Source organism: Patescibacteria group bacterium (genome assembly GCA_034660655.1).
Lineage (GTDB): Bacteria > Patescibacteriota > Patescibacteriia > JAACEG01 > JAACEG01 > JAACEG01.
In genome coordinates this window covers 1-16436 of the sequence record JAYEJU010000042.1, presented here as the reverse complement: position 1 = coordinate 16436, position 16436 = coordinate 1, and the positions used below count along the sequence as shown (strand labels likewise).

At 32.7% G+C, this 16436-nt stretch carries 20 protein-coding genes and 3 tRNA genes; 3 read left to right on the top strand and 20 right to left on the bottom strand.

Annotation, left to right across the window (positions count from 1 at the left end; all coding sequences use genetic code 11):
• Positions 1-101 precede the first annotated feature (101 nt).
• The 18 genes from rplX to U9O55_03040 all read right to left on the bottom strand — a co-directional run bounded on the left by rplX (position 102) and on the right by U9O55_03040 (position 13374).
• Positions 102-410 carry a 50S ribosomal protein L24 gene (gene rplX / locus U9O55_03125; GenBank protein ID MEA2088802.1) on the bottom strand — a complete coding sequence of 103 codons (309 nt, stop codon included), beginning with the start codon at positions 408-410 and terminating at the stop codon, positions 102-104.
• Between the two features lie 16 nt (positions 411-426).
• Positions 427-798, bottom strand: coding sequence for a 50S ribosomal protein L14 (gene rplN / locus U9O55_03120; GenBank protein MEA2088801.1), 372 nt, complete (start codon positions 796-798; stop codon positions 427-429).
• A gap of 108 nt (positions 799-906) precedes the next feature.
• Positions 907-1152: a 30S ribosomal protein S17 gene (gene rpsQ / locus U9O55_03115; GenBank protein MEA2088800.1), complete on the bottom strand. Its 246-nt coding sequence runs from the start codon at positions 1150-1152 to the stop codon at positions 907-909.
• 11 nt (positions 1153-1163) lie between these two features.
• Positions 1164-1361, bottom strand: a complete 198-nt coding sequence (gene rpmC / locus U9O55_03110) for a 50S ribosomal protein L29 (GenBank protein ID MEA2088799.1) — start codon at positions 1359-1361, stop codon at positions 1164-1166.
• A 4-nt stretch (positions 1362-1365) separates the two neighbouring features.
• Positions 1366-1776 (bottom strand): 50S ribosomal protein L16, encoded by a 411-nt coding sequence (rplP, locus tag U9O55_03105; protein ID MEA2088798.1) that lies wholly within the window; start codon positions 1774-1776, stop codon positions 1366-1368.
• A 76-nt stretch (positions 1777-1852) separates the two neighbouring features.
• Entirely contained in the window at positions 1853-2512 is a 660-nt protein-coding gene (gene rpsC, locus U9O55_03100; GenBank protein ID MEA2088797.1) for a 30S ribosomal protein S3, read from the bottom strand.
• Between the two features lie 73 nt (positions 2513-2585).
• Positions 2586-3215 carry a 50S ribosomal protein L22 gene (gene rplV, locus U9O55_03095; GenBank protein ID MEA2088796.1) on the bottom strand — a complete coding sequence of 210 codons (630 nt, stop codon included), beginning with the start codon at positions 3213-3215 and terminating at the stop codon, positions 2586-2588.
• A 104-nt stretch (positions 3216-3319) separates the two neighbouring features.
• The gene (gene rpsS, locus U9O55_03090; GenBank protein ID MEA2088795.1) at positions 3320-3607 is read right to left on the bottom strand and encodes a 30S ribosomal protein S19; all 288 of its coding nucleotides are present in this window, start codon (positions 3605-3607) and stop codon (positions 3320-3322) included.
• A gap of 111 nt (positions 3608-3718) precedes the next feature.
• Positions 3719-4564, bottom strand: coding sequence for a 50S ribosomal protein L2 (gene rplB, locus U9O55_03085; protein ID MEA2088794.1), 846 nt, complete (start codon positions 4562-4564; stop codon positions 3719-3721).
• 116 nt (positions 4565-4680) lie between these two features.
• Positions 4681-5172, bottom strand: coding sequence for a 50S ribosomal protein L23 (gene rplW / locus U9O55_03080; protein MEA2088793.1), 492 nt, complete (start codon positions 5170-5172; stop codon positions 4681-4683).
• Between the two features lies 1 nt (position 5173).
• Positions 5174-5890, bottom strand: a complete 717-nt coding sequence (gene rplD / locus U9O55_03075; GenBank protein MEA2088792.1) for a 50S ribosomal protein L4 — start codon at positions 5888-5890, stop codon at positions 5174-5176.
• Between the two features lie 11 nt (positions 5891-5901).
• Complete coding sequence (gene rplC / locus U9O55_03070; protein ID MEA2088791.1) at positions 5902-6570, bottom strand: 50S ribosomal protein L3; 669 nt, start codon at positions 6568-6570, stop codon at positions 5902-5904.
• A gap of 516 nt (positions 6571-7086) precedes the next feature.
• Complete coding sequence (rpsJ, locus tag U9O55_03065) at positions 7087-7443, bottom strand: 30S ribosomal protein S10 (protein MEA2088790.1); 357 nt, start codon at positions 7441-7443, stop codon at positions 7087-7089.
• 69 nt (positions 7444-7512) lie between these two features.
• Entirely contained in the window at positions 7513-8703 is a 1191-nt protein-coding gene (gene tuf, locus U9O55_03060; GenBank protein ID MEA2088789.1) for an elongation factor Tu, read from the bottom strand.
• A gap of 136 nt (positions 8704-8839) precedes the next feature.
• The gene (fusA, locus tag U9O55_03055) at positions 8840-10948 is read right to left on the bottom strand and encodes an elongation factor G (GenBank protein ID MEA2088788.1); all 2109 of its coding nucleotides are present in this window, start codon (positions 10946-10948) and stop codon (positions 8840-8842) included.
• A gap of 105 nt (positions 10949-11053) precedes the next feature.
• Positions 11054-11524, bottom strand: coding sequence for a 30S ribosomal protein S7 (gene rpsG, locus U9O55_03050; protein ID MEA2088787.1), 471 nt, complete (start codon positions 11522-11524; stop codon positions 11054-11056).
• A 110-nt stretch (positions 11525-11634) separates the two neighbouring features.
• Positions 11635-12060 carry a 30S ribosomal protein S12 gene (gene rpsL / locus U9O55_03045; GenBank protein MEA2088786.1) on the bottom strand — a complete coding sequence of 142 codons (426 nt, stop codon included), beginning with the start codon at positions 12058-12060 and terminating at the stop codon, positions 11635-11637.
• 159 nt (positions 12061-12219) lie between these two features.
• Entirely contained in the window at positions 12220-13374 is a 1155-nt protein-coding gene (locus U9O55_03040; GenBank protein MEA2088785.1) for an MFS transporter, read from the bottom strand.
• Between the two features lie 389 nt (positions 13375-13763).
• Between U9O55_03040 and U9O55_03035 the strand changes: the two genes are divergently transcribed.
• From U9O55_03035 to U9O55_03025, 3 genes are all read left to right on the top strand, one after another.
• A tRNA-Lys gene (locus U9O55_03035) sits at positions 13764-13836 on the top strand.
• 23 nt (positions 13837-13859) lie between these two features.
• Positions 13860-13931 (top strand) — tRNA-Phe (locus U9O55_03030).
• A 145-nt stretch (positions 13932-14076) separates the two neighbouring features.
• Positions 14077-14152 (top strand) — tRNA-Pro (locus U9O55_03025).
• A 391-nt stretch (positions 14153-14543) separates the two neighbouring features.
• Here the strand turns inward: U9O55_03025 and U9O55_03020 are convergent.
• Positions 14544-14750 (bottom strand): hypothetical protein, encoded by a 207-nt coding sequence (locus U9O55_03020; protein MEA2088784.1) that lies wholly within the window; start codon positions 14748-14750, stop codon positions 14544-14546.
• Positions 14740-16436: hypothetical protein (locus tag U9O55_03015; protein MEA2088783.1), on the bottom strand; the 1697-nt coding region annotated here is incomplete at its 5' end. The genes U9O55_03015 and U9O55_03020, both read right to left, overlap by 11 nt.

The following is a 16436-nucleotide window of genomic DNA, read 5'->3' as shown; positions in this document are numbered from 1 at the left end:
TATCTGTCTTTGCGACCCGCAGTGGCGGGGAAGCAATCTCGTAAATATTATCGTCAATTCTCGGAATTGCTTCGTCGTTTCTCATCGCAATGAAACTTAATTTAAATTATTTCTTTGCATTTTTTGCAAATTCTTACCTTGCTTTTATCTTCTAATTTTTTATATTTTGTTCTTGTTAGTTTTGAACATTTTGGACAAATCAACATTATATTTGAAATATCCATAGGAGCTGGAAACTGAATTCTTTGCCCTTTCTCGCCCTGCTTTTTTGGACGCATATGCTTAATTCTTAAATTTAATCCTTCAACAGAAACTTTTTTTAATTTTTCAGCCACTTTTAAAACTTTCCCGCTTTTTCCGCGATCTTTTCCTGCTATTACTTTTACTTTGTCTCCTTTTTTAATTTTCATATTTTAATTTATCGTTTTATAAAACTTCCGGAGCTAAAGAAATGATTTTAGTAAATCCCAAATCCCTTAATTCTCTTGCAACAGGCCCGAAAATACGAGTTCCTTTTGGCTCTTTATTCTTTTTATCAATGACAACAACAGCATTTTCATCAAAACGAACATAAGTGCCGTCTTTTCTTCTTGTTTCTTTTCTTGTCCGCACAACAACCGCGTCTAAAACTTCGCCCTTTTTAACTCCGCTATGCGGTTGAGCTTCTTTAACAGCAATTTTTATAATACTTCCGATTCTTCCGTACCTAATTCCTGTCCCGCCAAACAAACCAATACACTGGACTCTTTTCGCTCCAGAATTATCAGCAACTTTTAACATTGATCTATGTTGAACCATATATTTATTTGAAATGTTTAAGATGATTAGAATTTTTAGAATTATTGGGGTATAGATTGATTAATTATCATAAAAATCTTAAAATTCCTAATAATCTTAATAATCCTTTTATTTATAAATTACTCTCCATCTTTTATCTTTACTTAACGGACGGCATTCAACAAACGCTACTTTATCCCCCTCTTTAAACCTGTTTTTAGCGTCATGAACTTTATATCTCTTACTTACTACATATCTTTTCTTATATTTTGGATGAATTTTTGTTCTGTCAACTTTTACAACTATTGTTTTTTCCATTTTGTCTGACATTACAACGCCGTTAAAAATTCTTTTAATTGTCTTATTATCTGCCATATATCAATTTGTTATTTAGATAATTTATCATTTTGATTTAAAATAGTCAATATTTTTGCTATATCTTTTTTTGATTCCCTTATAGCTCTTACATTTTTAAGATGCCTGCTCTCAACATTAAATCTAAATTCGCGAAGTTTATCGCGTTTTTCATTTAACTTTCTTTTTAATTCTTTTTTTGGCATTTTTTTTATTTCTTTTATGTCCATATAATTATTTGTTAACAAATTTACATTTAACTGGCAATTTATATTCCGCTAATTTCATTGCTCTTTTCGCTTCTTCTTCTGAAACTCCAGCAATTTCAAACAAAATCATTCCGCTTCTAACCATAGCAACATAACGGTCAACAGCTCCTTTTCCTTTTCCCATGGGCATTTCAGCTCCTTTTGCCGTTACTGGCTTATCTGGAAAAATTCTTATCCACATTTTCCCTTTTCTTTTTAAAAAATGGGTTATTGCTCTTCTTGCTGATTCAATCTGCCTGGAATCCACCCAATGAGAAGTCTGAGCTTTTAAGCCATAAGCCCCAAAAGAAACATCTGTTCCGGATGTTGCGATATCTCGCTCTCTTCTTCTTCCTTTTTGCGACTTTCTATATTTTGTCTTTTTTGGTGCTAACATATTTCAAATTAAAAAATAAAAGTTAAAAAGTAAAATTTTTTGTAATTATTTTGTGAAAAATTTTTCATTTTAAATTTTAATTTTTACTTTTAAAAATTTCTCCTTTATAAATCCATACTTTAACTCCAATTGCTCCATAAGTAGTGCTAGCTATTCTAAGGGCATAATCAATATCAGCGCGTAAAGTATGTAATGGCAGATTACCATGAGACAGATGTTCTGTTCTCGCGATTTCAACTCCGTTAAGCCGTCCAGACAATCTTACTTTTACTCCTTTAACTCCTGCTTTTTTTACTCTTTCAATCGCTTGTTTCATCGCTCTTCTAAAAAGTATTCTTTTTTCTAAATCAACAACTATTGACTGAGCCACTAATTCAGCTGAAAGATTAGGATTTTTTACCTCTTTTATATTTAAATCTATAACTGTTCTATTTTTGCCTTGGCTATTTTTAAAAAATTTTTTGATTATTTCTTTACGTAAATTTTCAATGCCAGCTCCGCCACGCCCGATAATCATTCCTGGCTTTGATGAATAAATGTCCAACTCAAAAGAATTACCTGATCTTTTAATGCTGATTTTAGCTACCCCCATATCTTTCAATTTCTTTTTAATATATTCTTTAATCAAAACATCTTCACGCAAAAATTTGCTAAAATTCTTTTCAGAAAACCAGCTTGAATCCCAGCTATAAATACTATGCAGTCTAAATGATTTTGGATTAACTTTTTGTCCCATATTTTTAACTTTTAGCTTTGCTAGCTTCATTAGATTTTAAATTATATTCTAAAAACTAATGAAACTATTTTATTTATCCCGCTTTTCTTCTAAACATTCTCTTAACAATCCCATGCTTGCTTTTTTTTCTTAATTTATCTTGATGTTCTTTATGACGATGTTTTCCTTTTTCTCGCTCATCAAAAATTTCTTTTGCAATTTCTTCCTCAGTTGGCTTTTTTGTTTCTATTCCATCTTTTTTCCCACCATCAGCTCCGCCAGCCGGCGGATGGCGAAGAGTACTTTCTTTTTTAATTTCATTTTTTGGAGATTCTTTTACTGTTTCAGGAGCTGATATTTTTGCTTTTTTAATCTCTTTTTTCTTTGTTTCTTCCTTCTCGTCTAAAATCAAGGATATATGAGAACTTCTCTTTCTAATTGCCCCTGCTCTTCCAAACGCTCTTGGACGCCATCTTTTTAAAACCGCACCTTCATCAACTCTTATTTCTTTTATATATAAATTATCTTTTTCTAATCCAAAATTATGTTTCGCGTTAGCAACAGCTGAATTTAATAATTTCTCAACTGGTTTTGTTGCTAATTTATTTATAAACTTCAATTGTGCTGAAGCGTTATTAACATCCATTTTTCTAATAACATCAACAACTAACCGAATTTTCTTCGGGCTCATTTTTATGTGTTTTGCTCTTGCTTTCATTTCCATAAAGTATAATGCGAATCAGCGAATTATATGCGAATGTCGCGAATAATATTATATTATATTCGCGGAATTCGCATTATAATTCGCGGCATTCGGATTATTAATAATTATTTTGCTCCTTTTGCTTGAGTTTTAGCCATTTTTCCGCCATGAGAAACAAATTTTCTTGTGGCTGAAAATTCTCCAAGCTTATGCCCGACCATATTCTCACTAATAAATACAGGAATATGAGTCTTTCCATTATGAATTCCAATAGTAAACCCTATCATATCCGGCGTAATAACGCAAGACCTATCCCATGTTTTTATTATTGTTTTGTCGCCCTGCTTTAAATCTTTTATTTTCTTCAACAATCTTTCATTAATATACGGGCCTTTTTTTAAACTCCTAGACATAATTTTTTATAAGATTATCAGGATTATTAGAATATTTAAGATGTTTAGGATTTTAATTTATTATCCTAATAATCTTAATAATTCTAACTATCTTAAAAATCTTATTATTTATTATTTTCTTTTTATTTTTCTTCTTTTAATAATTAATCTATTTGAACTTTTTTTCTTATTTCTTGTTCTAACGCCCAATGCTGGCTTCCCCCATGGAGTCTTTGGATGCTTTAATCCGATTGGCTGATTTCCTTCCCCGCCTCCATGCGGATGGTCGACTGGATTCATTGCTTTTCCTCTTACAGTCGGCCTAATCCCTTTATGCCTAATTCTGCCAGCTTTTCCCCATCTTATTAAACGATAATCTGGATTGCTTGCTTGCCCAATTGTTGCCATACAATCTTTTAGAACCAGTCTTATTTCTCCTGACGGCATTTTAAGCTGGGCATATTTTCCCTCAACAGCCATTAATTTAACAACAGTTCCAGCGCCCCTAGCAATTTGTCCGCCTTTTCCAGGGACAAGTTCTATGTTATAAACGCTTAATCCAGAAGGAATATTTTTCAACAATGTTCTATTTCCTGATTTTATTTCAGTTTCTGCTTTTTTGGAAGAAACAATTTTATTGCCAACTTTCATTCCTATTGGAGCGATTATATACTTTTTCTCGCCATCTTCATATTTTATTAAAGCGATTCTAGCGCCTCTATTTGGATCATATTCAATAGCGCTCACAGTTGCTGGATCGTCAAATCTATTCTGTTTAAAATCTATAATTCTAATATATCTTTTTGCTCCGCCTCCGCGATGGCGAACAGTTATTTTCCCTTGATTATTTCTGCCACCTTTTCTTTTTTTAATAATAACCAAAGACTTTTCCGGATCTTTTTTTGTAATATCAGAAAAATCCTGCACTGATGATTTGCGCCTTCCCGGAGTTATTGGTTTGTATTTTTTAATACCCATATTATTTATAATAAAATTTTTGAGATTATTGGGACAGTTAGGATAGTTGGGATTTAAATTTAAATTATTATCCCAAAAATCTTAAATATCTCAATAATCTCAATTATCTCAATAGACTAAACGCCTTTGTAAACTTCTATTTTTTCTCCCTTTTTTAAAGTTATAATCGCTTTTTTCCATCTTTTTGTCCTGCCTGAAACTTTCCCTGATCTTACTTTTTTCCCTCTCATATTTATAACATTCACTGCGATTGGCATTACACCATACACTTCTTGAATTGCTTTTTTTATATCTATTTTATTCGCGTTAATTGACACGGCAAAAGCGTATTGGTTAAAAACAGCTAAATCAGTAACTTTTTCAGTAATCAATGGTTTTACTAAAATTCTATAAGCGATCCCATCTGTTTTTTTCTTTTTTGCTTCTTTTACTTTCACTTCTTTTCCGCCATACGCTGGCTGGCGAAGCGGAACAATTTTTTTCTGTTCTGTTTTTTTCACGTCTTTCTTTTTTTCTGTCTTTTTTTTCCGCCAGTTGGCGGATTCTTTTTTAACATCTTTTTTATCTTCTTTTTTTATTGTTTTTTTAATTTTATCTAAAAAACTCATACTATTTTTTGCTTAAATATTTTTTCTCCATTTCCTTAATAGAATCAACTGTTGTTATTAAATATTTATATTTTAAAATATCAACTATATTTAAACTATTATTTCTTACTGTCCCAATCTTTCGCAAATTTTTCGCTGATTTTACTATTTTTTCAGATTTATCTCCTAAAGCTAACAAAGCGCTAAAATTTTCTTTTTTAATCTTTTTTCCGCCAGCTGGCGGATTATCTTTTTCTTTTTTACTTTCAATTTTTTTTGCAAATTTGCTTTCAAACTTTTTTAAAATATTATTTATTTTTTTTGTTTTAATTTCATCCAATTCAATTTTGTCTAACAAAATTAATTTATCATCTTTTACCTTGTCTGAAAGACACATTAACAAAACGCTTTTTTTTATTTTCTTATTTATTTTTAAAGAAAAATTTCTCTGATTCGTGGGACCGAATGTTACTCCTCCGCCAATCCAAATCGGAGATCTTGAAGAGCCAGCTCGCGCGCGCCCTGTTCCTTTTTGCTTCCATGGTTTTCTGCCCCCGCCCCTTACTTCGCTTCTTCCTTTCGCGTGTGCTAAAACTTGTCTAGAATTTGCCTGTTGCGCCACAACTGCTTGATGAACCAACTCTGGTTTTATTTTAACACCAAAAACAGCGGAACTTAATTTCTGCTCGCCTATTTCTTTTGCTTCCTGATTGTAAAATTTTACCTTAATTTCTGACATATATAAAAAAATTAAATATTTTTTTCGCTTTCAACTACTTTCATTTCGCCGTCTGATTTAATAGCTATTAAACTATTTCTATGTCCTGGCACAGCGCCTTTAACTTTAATTAAATTATTATCTTTATCAATTTCAATGATTTCTAAATTAGCAACCGTTATATTGCTATTCCCCATTTGTCCGCCCATTTTTGTTCCTTTAAAAACATGAGCAGGACCTGTGGCTCCAATTGACCCTGGCATTCTAACCTGATCTTTTGTTCCATGAGTTGTTGGCTGACATTTAAATCCATGTCGTTTCACAACTCCTTGAAATCCTTTTCCTTTTGAAATTCCAGTAGCTTTAACTTTATCTCCTACAACAAAACTGTTAATGTCTAATAAGTCACCCTGCTTAAATTCTGTTTTATCAATTCTAAATTCTTTTAAATATCTGAATTTTAAAATATCTTGCGAAGCTGATTTTGCGAAATTTAAAACTTTTTTCAAATGGCCTTTTTCAGGCTTTGTCATTCCTTTTTTAAATCCATACCCAATCTGAACAGCATTATATCCGTCTTTTTCAGCAGTTTTTATTTGGACAACATTACAAGGACCGATTTTAATATTTGTAATCGGAATTACTTTGTCGTCCTTATAAATCTGCGACATTTCTTGTTTTTTCCCTAAAATAAATTTCATAAAAACATAATGCGAATCCGCAAATTTATGCGAATTCTGCGAATATTAATATAATACGAATCCGCAAATTTATGCAAATGCTACTAACAATTTTTATGCGAATAATATAATTCGCATTATTTTATTCGCGGAATTCGCATAAATTCGCTAATTCGTATTATATAAATAAAAAAACTAGCCAAAAATAAAGCTAATAATCTGTTTGATAAATAATTTTTGCTTTATTTTTTGTTGCAATTTTTCCCCTCTTATATAAATAATCTTTCTAATACTTTTTCACGAATAAAATTCGCAAAAGTTCTTTAGAACAAAAATTTATATATTAGACTTATTGTATAATTAGTTTCGTAACGTCCCGAATAAATTTCGGGACAGATTTTCAGGCAAATTTTTCAAACAATTTTTTTAGCCTATCCTTAGATAAGGTAAAAAAAATTTGAGAAAAATTTGACCAAAATATGAAAATTGTAGTATAAATTAATTATACAATAAGTCTAATTGATATATAATGATCAATTACATTTTTATTTCAATATTCACTCCTGACGGCAAATTTAAAGTTGTTAAATCCTCAACTGTTTTAGGCGTAAGATCAACTATATCAACTAATCTTTTATGTATCCGCATTTCATACTGGTCCCGAGAGTCTTTATGCACAAATGTTGATCTTAAAACAGTATGTTTTTTGATTTCAGTTGGCAAAGGAATTGGACCCTTGGCTTTTGCGCCTGATCTTTCAGCGGTCTCAATAATTGTTCTAGTTGATTGATCAATTATTTTACTGTCAAAAGCTTTAATTTTAACGCGAATTCTTTGAGTTGAATTTTCTTCTTTTTTATCAGTATCTTTTATGGGAATTTTCTTCGTTGTCATGTATTTTTAATAAATTTAATAATTTACAAATTAGCCCCGCCAAAAAGACGGGGCTAAATATATCTTAACTTATTTTATAATTTTAGTAACAACTCCAGCTCCAACAGTTTTTCCGCCTTCACGAATAGCAAACTTTTGCTGTTCTTCCAAAGCAATGGGGCTAATCAATTTTACAATGAATTTTACAGTATCGCCGGGCATTACCATTTCTGTTCCTTCAGGTAAAGTCACCTCTCCTGTTACATCTGTTGTTCTAATATAAAATTGAGGCTTATATCCTTTAAAAAATGGTTTATGTCTTCCGCCCTCTTCTTTACTTAACACATAAACTTCACCTTCAAATTCTGTGTGAGGAGTAACAGTCCCTGGTTTTGTCAAAACTTGACCTCTTTCAACTTCGTCTTTTTTAGTTCCTCTTAATAAAATTCCAGCATTATCGCCAGCTCTACCTTCATCTAAAGATTTATTAAACATTTCAACGCCTGTTACGACTGTTTTTCTTGTTTCTCCAAGTCCAATAATTTCAATTTCTTCATTGACCTTTACAATCCCCCTTTCAATTCTTCCAGTAACAACTGTTCCACGCCCTTCAATTGAAAAAATATCTTCAATAGGCATTAAAAATGGTTTGTCAACATCTCTTTTTGGCTCTGGAATATGCTCATCAACAGCTTTTAACAAATCTAAAATCGGTTTTACTGCTTCTTCGTCATTTGGATTTTCTAACGCTTTTAAAGCTGATCCCCTGATTATAGGAGTGTCGTCGCCGGGAAAATCATATTTATTAAGCAAATCTCTTACTTCTTGTTCAACCAAATCTATTAGTTCTGGTTCCTCAACTTGATCAACTTTATTCAAAAACACTACAATATAAGGAACGCCAACTTGGCGCGCCAAAAGAATATGCTCTCTTGTTTGAGGCATTGGTCCATCAGTAGCCGCGACAACTAAAATAGCTCCATCCATCTGCGCGGCGCCAGTAATCATATTTTTTACATAATCAGCATGACCTGGGCAATCAACATGGGCGTAATGCCTACTTTCTGATTCATACTCAACATGAGCCGTAGCAATAGTAATTCCACGCTCTTTTTCTTCAGGAGCAGCGTCAATCTGATCCACACTTTTATCAGACGCTTGCATTCCTTTCGCGTTAAAAACTTTCAGCATTGCTGCCGTTAAAGTAGTTTTCCCATGATCAACATGACCAATAGTCCCAATGTTAACATGGGGCTTTGTTCTTTCAAATTTTTCTGCCATTTTTTTATTCTCCTTAATAAGCAACCCTTTTGAAAACAAAAAAATCAAAAGGTTTTATCCAGTCACTTAGTTTAAATTAAATTTATAATTTTTTATATATTATCACACTTATTAAAAATGTCAAGAATAATTTTATTTATTTCTGCTTGCCTTCCACAATTTTCTCTGTAATATTTTTTGGAGCTTCACTATATTCTAAAAATTCCATAGAATACGAAGCTCTGCCCTGCGTCATTGAACGTAATTGCGTTGCGTATCCAAACATTTCAGCTAAAGGAACTTTTGCCGTGATAACCTTTGCTTGCGCAACTCCATGGCCTCTATCTTCCATTTGACCGATCTGTCCTCTCTTGGAATTTAAATCTCCGATGACATCTCCCATAAAATTTTCAGGCGTAACAACCTCAACTGACATAATCGGCTCTAAAATAATCGGATCAGCGTTTTTTGCCGCTTCTTGAAAACCGCGGTTAGCAGCTATTTTAAAAGCAACCTCTGATGAATCAACTTCATGATATGATCCGTCATAAACCGTTACTTTTATGTTAAGCATTGGATAACCTGCAACAACTCCGTTAGACATAGCTCCTTTAACTCCTTTTTCAATCGCTGGGATATATTCATTTGGAATAGAGGCGCCTTTTATTTCATTAACAAATTCAAATTCTTTTTTATCTTTGTCGTCTTTATCTTTTTGCAAAGGCTCTAATTTTAACCAGCAATCTCCATATTGTCCGCGGCCGCCTGATTGATGAATATATTTTCCTTGCGCTTTTGCTTCTGATTTTATTGTTTCTTTATACGCGACTTGAGGCTGCCCAATATTTGCCTCTACTTTAAATTCGCGTTTCATTCTGTCTATAATAATATCAAGATGAAGTTCTCCCATTCCAGAAATTATAGTTTGCGCAGTGTCCTCATCTGTTCTTATTCTAAAAGTCGGATCTTCTTCTGCCAGCTTTTGCAAAGCTATCCCCATTTTTTCCTGATCAACTTTTGTTTTTGGCTCAATAGCGACTGAAATAACAGGCTCTGGAAATGTAATTGTTTCTAAAATTACAGGATAATCAACGTCAGTTAATGAATGGCCCGTAAAAGTTTTTTTTAATCCAACTGCCGCGGCGATTTCTCCGGCATAAACTTCACTAACTTCTTCACGATGGTTAGCATGAAGTTTTACAATTCTGCCAATTCTTTCTTTTGTGTTTGTATTAACATTTAATACATAAGATCCTGATTTTAATGTGCCACCGTAAACTCTAAAAAAACAAAGTTTTCCAACAAAAGGATCAATGGCAATCTTAAAAGCTAACGCCGTAAAAGGCGCTGAATCAGAAGTATCTATTTTTATAATTTTTTCTTCGTTAAATAGGTCTTTGCCTTCAACAGCCGGAACTTCAAGCGGAGACGGCAAATATTCAATAACAGCGTCTAATAAAAATTGAACTCCCTTATTTTTCAAAGCGCTTCCGCACAAGACAGGAATAATTTTATTATCAATAACAGCTTTCCTTAATGTCTTTTTTAATTCATTATTTGAAATTTCTTTGCCTTCTAAATATTTATTCATTAATTCTTCATCATTTTCAACAACAGCTTCTATTAATTTTTTACGATATTCTTCAGACTTATCTGCCATATCTTTTGGAATTTCAGTTTCTTCAAAATCAGTCCCCATATCATCTTTATATATAATTGCTTTTTCTTCAATTAAATCAATAATCCCCTTAAAATCAGCTTCCGCGCCAATAGGAAGTTGAATTGGATGCGCGTCTTTTGTAAGCCTTTCATAAATTGTTTTTAAATCATAAAAAAAATCAGCTCCCGTTCTGTCAAGTTTGTTAACAAAAGCTATTCGCGGAACTTTAAATTTGTCAGCTTGCCTCCAAACTGTTTCTGATTGAGGCTCCACTCCGGCGACTCCGTCAAAAATAACAACGCCTCCGTCAAGCACACGCAAAGAGCGCTGAACTTCCGCCGTAAAATCAATATGCCCAGGAGTATCAATAATATTAATATTGTGATCTTTCCAAAAACAAGTTGTAGCGGCTGATGTAATTGTAATTCCTCTTTCCTGCTCCTGCTCCATCCAATCCATTTCGGCTTCTCCATTATGGACTTCTCCAATTTTATGCTTTTTCCCAGTGTAATACAAAATACGCTCGGTAACAGTTGTCTTACCAGCATCAATATGGGCGATAATCCCGATATTTCTTGTTTTTTCTAATGAATATTCTCTCATAATTTAGCTTTTAGCTTTTTAGCTTCGTTAGCTTTTAGGGCTATATTTTATATATAATTTTTTAAATTTAATAATTGAAAATTGAAAATTGATAATTGAAAATTAGTTTTAGTATCTTGCAAAATGAGCAAACGCGCGATTTGATTCCGCCATTCTTTGAACATCCTGTTTTTTCTTAATAGCTAAACCTTCTTCTTTTGCCGCGTCCATTAATTCAAAAGCTAATTTTTCTTTCATTGGCCTTCCCTTTCGCGATTTTGCGGCCGTAATAATCCAACGACTTGCTAATTGAAATTTTCTGGTTCCTTTAACCATTATTGGAACTTGATAATTAGCTCCTCCAACTCGTCTCCCTTTTACTTCAAGAACAGGAGTCACATTTTTAATAGCGCGCTCAAAAACAGCTAAAGGATCTTTTTGAACTTTTTTTTCTATAATGTCAAAAGCATCATAAATAATTTCTTGGGCAATTGTTTTTTTGCCTCTTTCCATTAAATAATTTATAAACTTTGCGACATTAAGATTATTAAATTTCGCGTCTGGTTTTATTTTTCTTTTTACTGCTTGTTTTCCTCTCATAATTTCAATCTGTCATCCTGAGCGTAGTGAAACGGAGTCGAAGGATCTTTTAATTTAAAGATTCCTCCACTCGCCTTCAGCTCGGTCGGAATGACAAAAAAATGATAAATCTATTTTTTAGTTTTTTCTTTTTTTGCTCCATATAAACTTCTGCTCTGTTTTCTGCCCTCAACGCCTTGAGTGTCATAAACTCCCCTTACTATATGATAACGCACGCCTGGCAAATCGCTCACTCTTCCACCGCGAATCATAACAATTGAATGCTCCTGCAAATTATGTCCAACGCCTGGTATATAAGCCGTGACTTCCATTCCATTAGAAAGTCGCACTCTAGCAATTTTTCTTAAAGCTGAATTTGGTTTTTTAGGAGTAACTGTTGTAACTTTTAAACAAACACCGCGTTTGAAGGGGCTTCCTTTTGGCAATTCTCTTAATTTTCGCTTCAATGAATTAAGAGTAGTTCGTAAAGCAGGAGTATTAGATTTTTTAATAATCCTTTTTCTGCCTTTTCTAATTAATTGATTTATTGTAGGCATATTATAATTAGCTTTTACCTGCCTGCCGGCAGGCAAGACTTTCTTAGCTTTTTAGCTTTTAAAAAATTTTTTGAAAAATAAAAAAAGTAAGATAATTTTATTACCTTAATATTAAGTAAAACACAACTTAAAAAAATAGTCAACTGAATTGCAAGTGAGTTACAAAAAATTAAAAAATAAAGCTGCTAAAGCGGCTAAAATAAAAGTCCATTGAATACCGAAAAATGAAGAAACAACTAAAACTAAAATCAGCATTAAAACTTTTCCAACATTCATTGCTATTTCATGAATAACAGTGAACTCGTCAACATAATGCCCTGAGTCAGCCGCTTTTTCATAAGTTAAAACATCAAAAGGCGTTCTTATGAAAATTCTTGCCAAGTTATGATAAGTTGAAGTAATAAAAATTTGAAATGCTGTCGCAATAAAAATTTTTATAATCCAGCCTAAAGAATAAAGTATACTTCCAACACGCAAAATTTTATTCTTATTTATCTTGTCAGTATATCTGCCGACTGTTAATTGTAAAATAATACTAACCGCGACAATCAAAGAAGAAATCAATCCGACTTTAAACAAATCACCGCTTAATAATTCCCAAATAAAAATCGGCCAGATTACGACTCCAACTATTTGTTCAGCGCCATCAGCCATATAAGCGAAAACTATTTTTCTATATTTTTTGCTAAAAAACTTTTTCCAAGTCTGAAAATATCCCCAAGAAAATTTTTCTCTTGTCCTTGGAATTGTTAAATAAGGAATTCCTGAAACAAGATAAATAATTGCTCCCAATATAAACATTATTTTAAGCTCAACAGCGTCAACTATAAAACCGATTAACAACGGTGAAACAACTCCTATTAATAATCTTGTTGATTGCAAAATACTAAATTCTTTTCCTCTGTTTTTTTTGTCAGTAAATTTGGCAAAATCAACATGATATGGAAGCCAATAAGCAAGGCGATATAAAACAATAACTACTACAGGAAACCAAATTAAATATTTTACATTGCTTTCATTAATAAAATAAAAAGACAAATAAAATATAGCACCTAACAAAACACTAGCGCGCAAAGAATCTCTAAAACCGACTTCATTTAAAAATTTTGCGCCAAAAGCGACTAAAAAAGCATATAATAAACTGCATGCCAAATAATAATACAAAACATATCTTATTTCAAAATTAAAAATCTGATATAAAAAAATCGGCAAAAATAAAGAGCCGACACTATAAGCTATATGCGCGATCATTTTTCCTGTGTAAAGAGAAACAAAACCTTGCGAAAGATTTTTCTTTAAATAACAATTATTCATATTTATTTAAAACAAAAAAAATAAACTGTTAAAATATAAACATATTTAACACAATATAATTTATTATACAATTTATTTTTATTTTTGTAAAACACTCTAATATTTTATTTTAAGCTATATTTTTTAAATAAGATTCCTTGACATTATATTTGAATTTGATATTATTTAGTTATCATTAGACTTGTTGCGTAATTAATTTCTACTACAATTTCCATATTTCGGTCAAATTTTCCTCAAATTTTTTTACCTTATCTAAGGATAGGCTAAAAAAATTGTTTGAAAAATTTGCCTCAAAATCTGAAAATTTCGTCACGAAACTAATTACACAACAAGTCTATTGGCAATTTATATGACCAATAAGTTTTATTTTGTGTAAATATAATTTTTAAGCGCCGTTAGCTCAGCTGGTAGAGCAGCTCCCTTTTAAGGAGAAGGTCACAAGTTCGAATCTTGTACGGCGTACTAATAGACTAAGATCTATAATAGCCGAGGTAGCTCAGTGGTAGAGCAAAGGACTGAAAATCCTTGTGTCGAGAGTTCAATTCTCTCCCTCGGCACAAAAACTGTGTGGGATAGACGCTGGACTAAAAACTCTGCTATCGCACCTATCTCCAAAAGATTAATCAAATAGTCGCTATTATGGTTTCAATATGTAAAACTATTTCAACTCGTAAATCTTAAATTATAAATCTTAAATTTTATCGGGGCGTGGCGCAGTTGGTAGCGCGCGTGGTTTGGGACCATGAGGCCGCTGGTTCGAGTCCAGTCGCCCCGACCAATTCCAATTTTTAAAAAAAATTTATATTTTTAAAAAAGCGCTTGGTTAAAACCAAACGCTTTTTATTTTTTTAACTTTAACAAATTCTAAATCCTTAAATCCAAAAAACCATATCTTTATTCAGCGCCGTTAATATAATCCAACTAATTTGTTTAGCAAAACATTTATCAAAACAACCTTAATTTGATTGTTTGCGCATACAATAAAAATAAAAAAATTATTAAAACGATACGCATTAGCGTCGGTGATTATCCAATAATCCTTAATATTATTACTATTAAATAATAACGGCAACTTCGTCCAAGTAAATATTAGAACTGTCTCACTCCAGCTTATACATAAATGAAAAACCGCCAAACGATCCATCTTAATTGCTGCCTAACAACGCCAATCAGCCATCACCGCCCATACTACAACCAATTTCTCCAACAGAACATTCATCAGCGCAAACACAACTGCCATTTTGACAAATTTGACCTAAAACATCACAATTTATTTGATCGTCTTGATACCAATAATAGTCAGGATGTTGAGCGCATGCCCAAGTCCAATTCTCATAATATCCAGTTTCTCCTTCAAAACATTCATTATGTTCCAAATTGATTAACAATAATATATCCATTATATTCCTCCCAACTTTCACAATCATTTCTAGTTGTTCCACTATTGCACCAACCCCAATTATCTTTTACTTTAATTTTTATTTTAGTGGCGCAACAAGAAGAAAAATTATCACACAAAACATCTGTTACTCCATCATTATCTACATCAATACCTTCGCCTGCCGCACCGCAACCAATACTATTGCTTCCGAAATTATTATTTAACATATCCCAATATCCATACAAATGATAAAATGAATGCTGATTTTCAGGGTTTGGTTTGCTTGTTGTTCCAACCCCGCTACTTAAAATTAAATTCGGCTTATCATCAGTACCATCGCCCCAATCAACCGCATACATTGCCAAAGGAAGCTGATTACTATCAATTATGGTATTAAATCTTAAATTAATTGTTTCGCTATTGCCGATTTTATAATCTCCGCCTGTCATACCGTTAAGATTTATATTAGTTATTTCTGGCGGAACACCGCACCAATCGCAAGTCACGCCTGTTGGATTATTTCCGCATCCAGCCGAACAATCGCCTCCTCCGCAAGTCTTAGTTATTGGATTATATATTGGTCTTTGAGGAGGATCTCCAAAGCAGATATTTTCAGGAGGCGTCCAATCAAATCCTTCAACGGATTCATAATTATTTCCGTTCCATTCCCATATTCCATAACTTTGCGCGAATAAACGTTTAATAGAGTCTGTATTATGCAATTGTCCCGCTCTCGGCTGATAAGGAGAAGACAAGTCTTCTTCAGGAACTTCTTTGTATAATCGCTGTATCCCTGTTTCATCTTTACTATCCCAAAGAGATGGTTCATAATCTGGGTCAGGAGGGACTATGGAGCCAAAAGGAAGATAATCATCATTATAAATTATATGTTCCATGTCTACTCGTGGATAAATAGTAATATAATTTGACCCTTCATAAACTCTTCCTGACCAATATTTATTCTGTCCAATAGGTGTGACTACTTGAGCTATTTTATCAGCATAATAAATATCCGCATTAATCTCTGTACTACATGATGGCTCCAGATGATCTCCCCCATTATCCCAAATAATATATCGATATCTATCTAATCTGCCATAATCATCCAATATCCAAAACATAACCATACAATCTCCGCCAAGAGGACAATTGCTTACAGTATTCCTGATTTCTTCTATACTCATCCCGCAAGCAGATATTACAGGGTTAGGCTCATTCCAGAAGATAAGATGCCCTTCAGCTGTTCTACAATCAAGAGAAGGATTCATATCCCATACTCCGCCATGTTCTTGAAACCTATACATAGGATCTCCTGAATGAGGGTTGCAACGACTTATAATCCAATTAATATTTTCTAATTTAAAAAATTCTTTATTTATATTACCAAGACCTATATCATCTAAAGAAAGTTCAATATCTACTAAGGATTCAAATTCGTCAACAAATAACCATGATTTATTACCAATAACATTTCGCGTTTCAATTTGGCCTTCTGTGGTATAATATAACGGATATCTCTCATTATATCCATGCTTAATATTCGCGTCTTCTCCCAATAAAAGATCAACCGGCCACCAAAGCAAACATTGTTTAGGGTCGCCGGGATATCTGTCATATTGCAAACAATATCCTTGCCAGCCAATATTTTTTATTTCCGCTTCATCAATATATTCACAAGCCA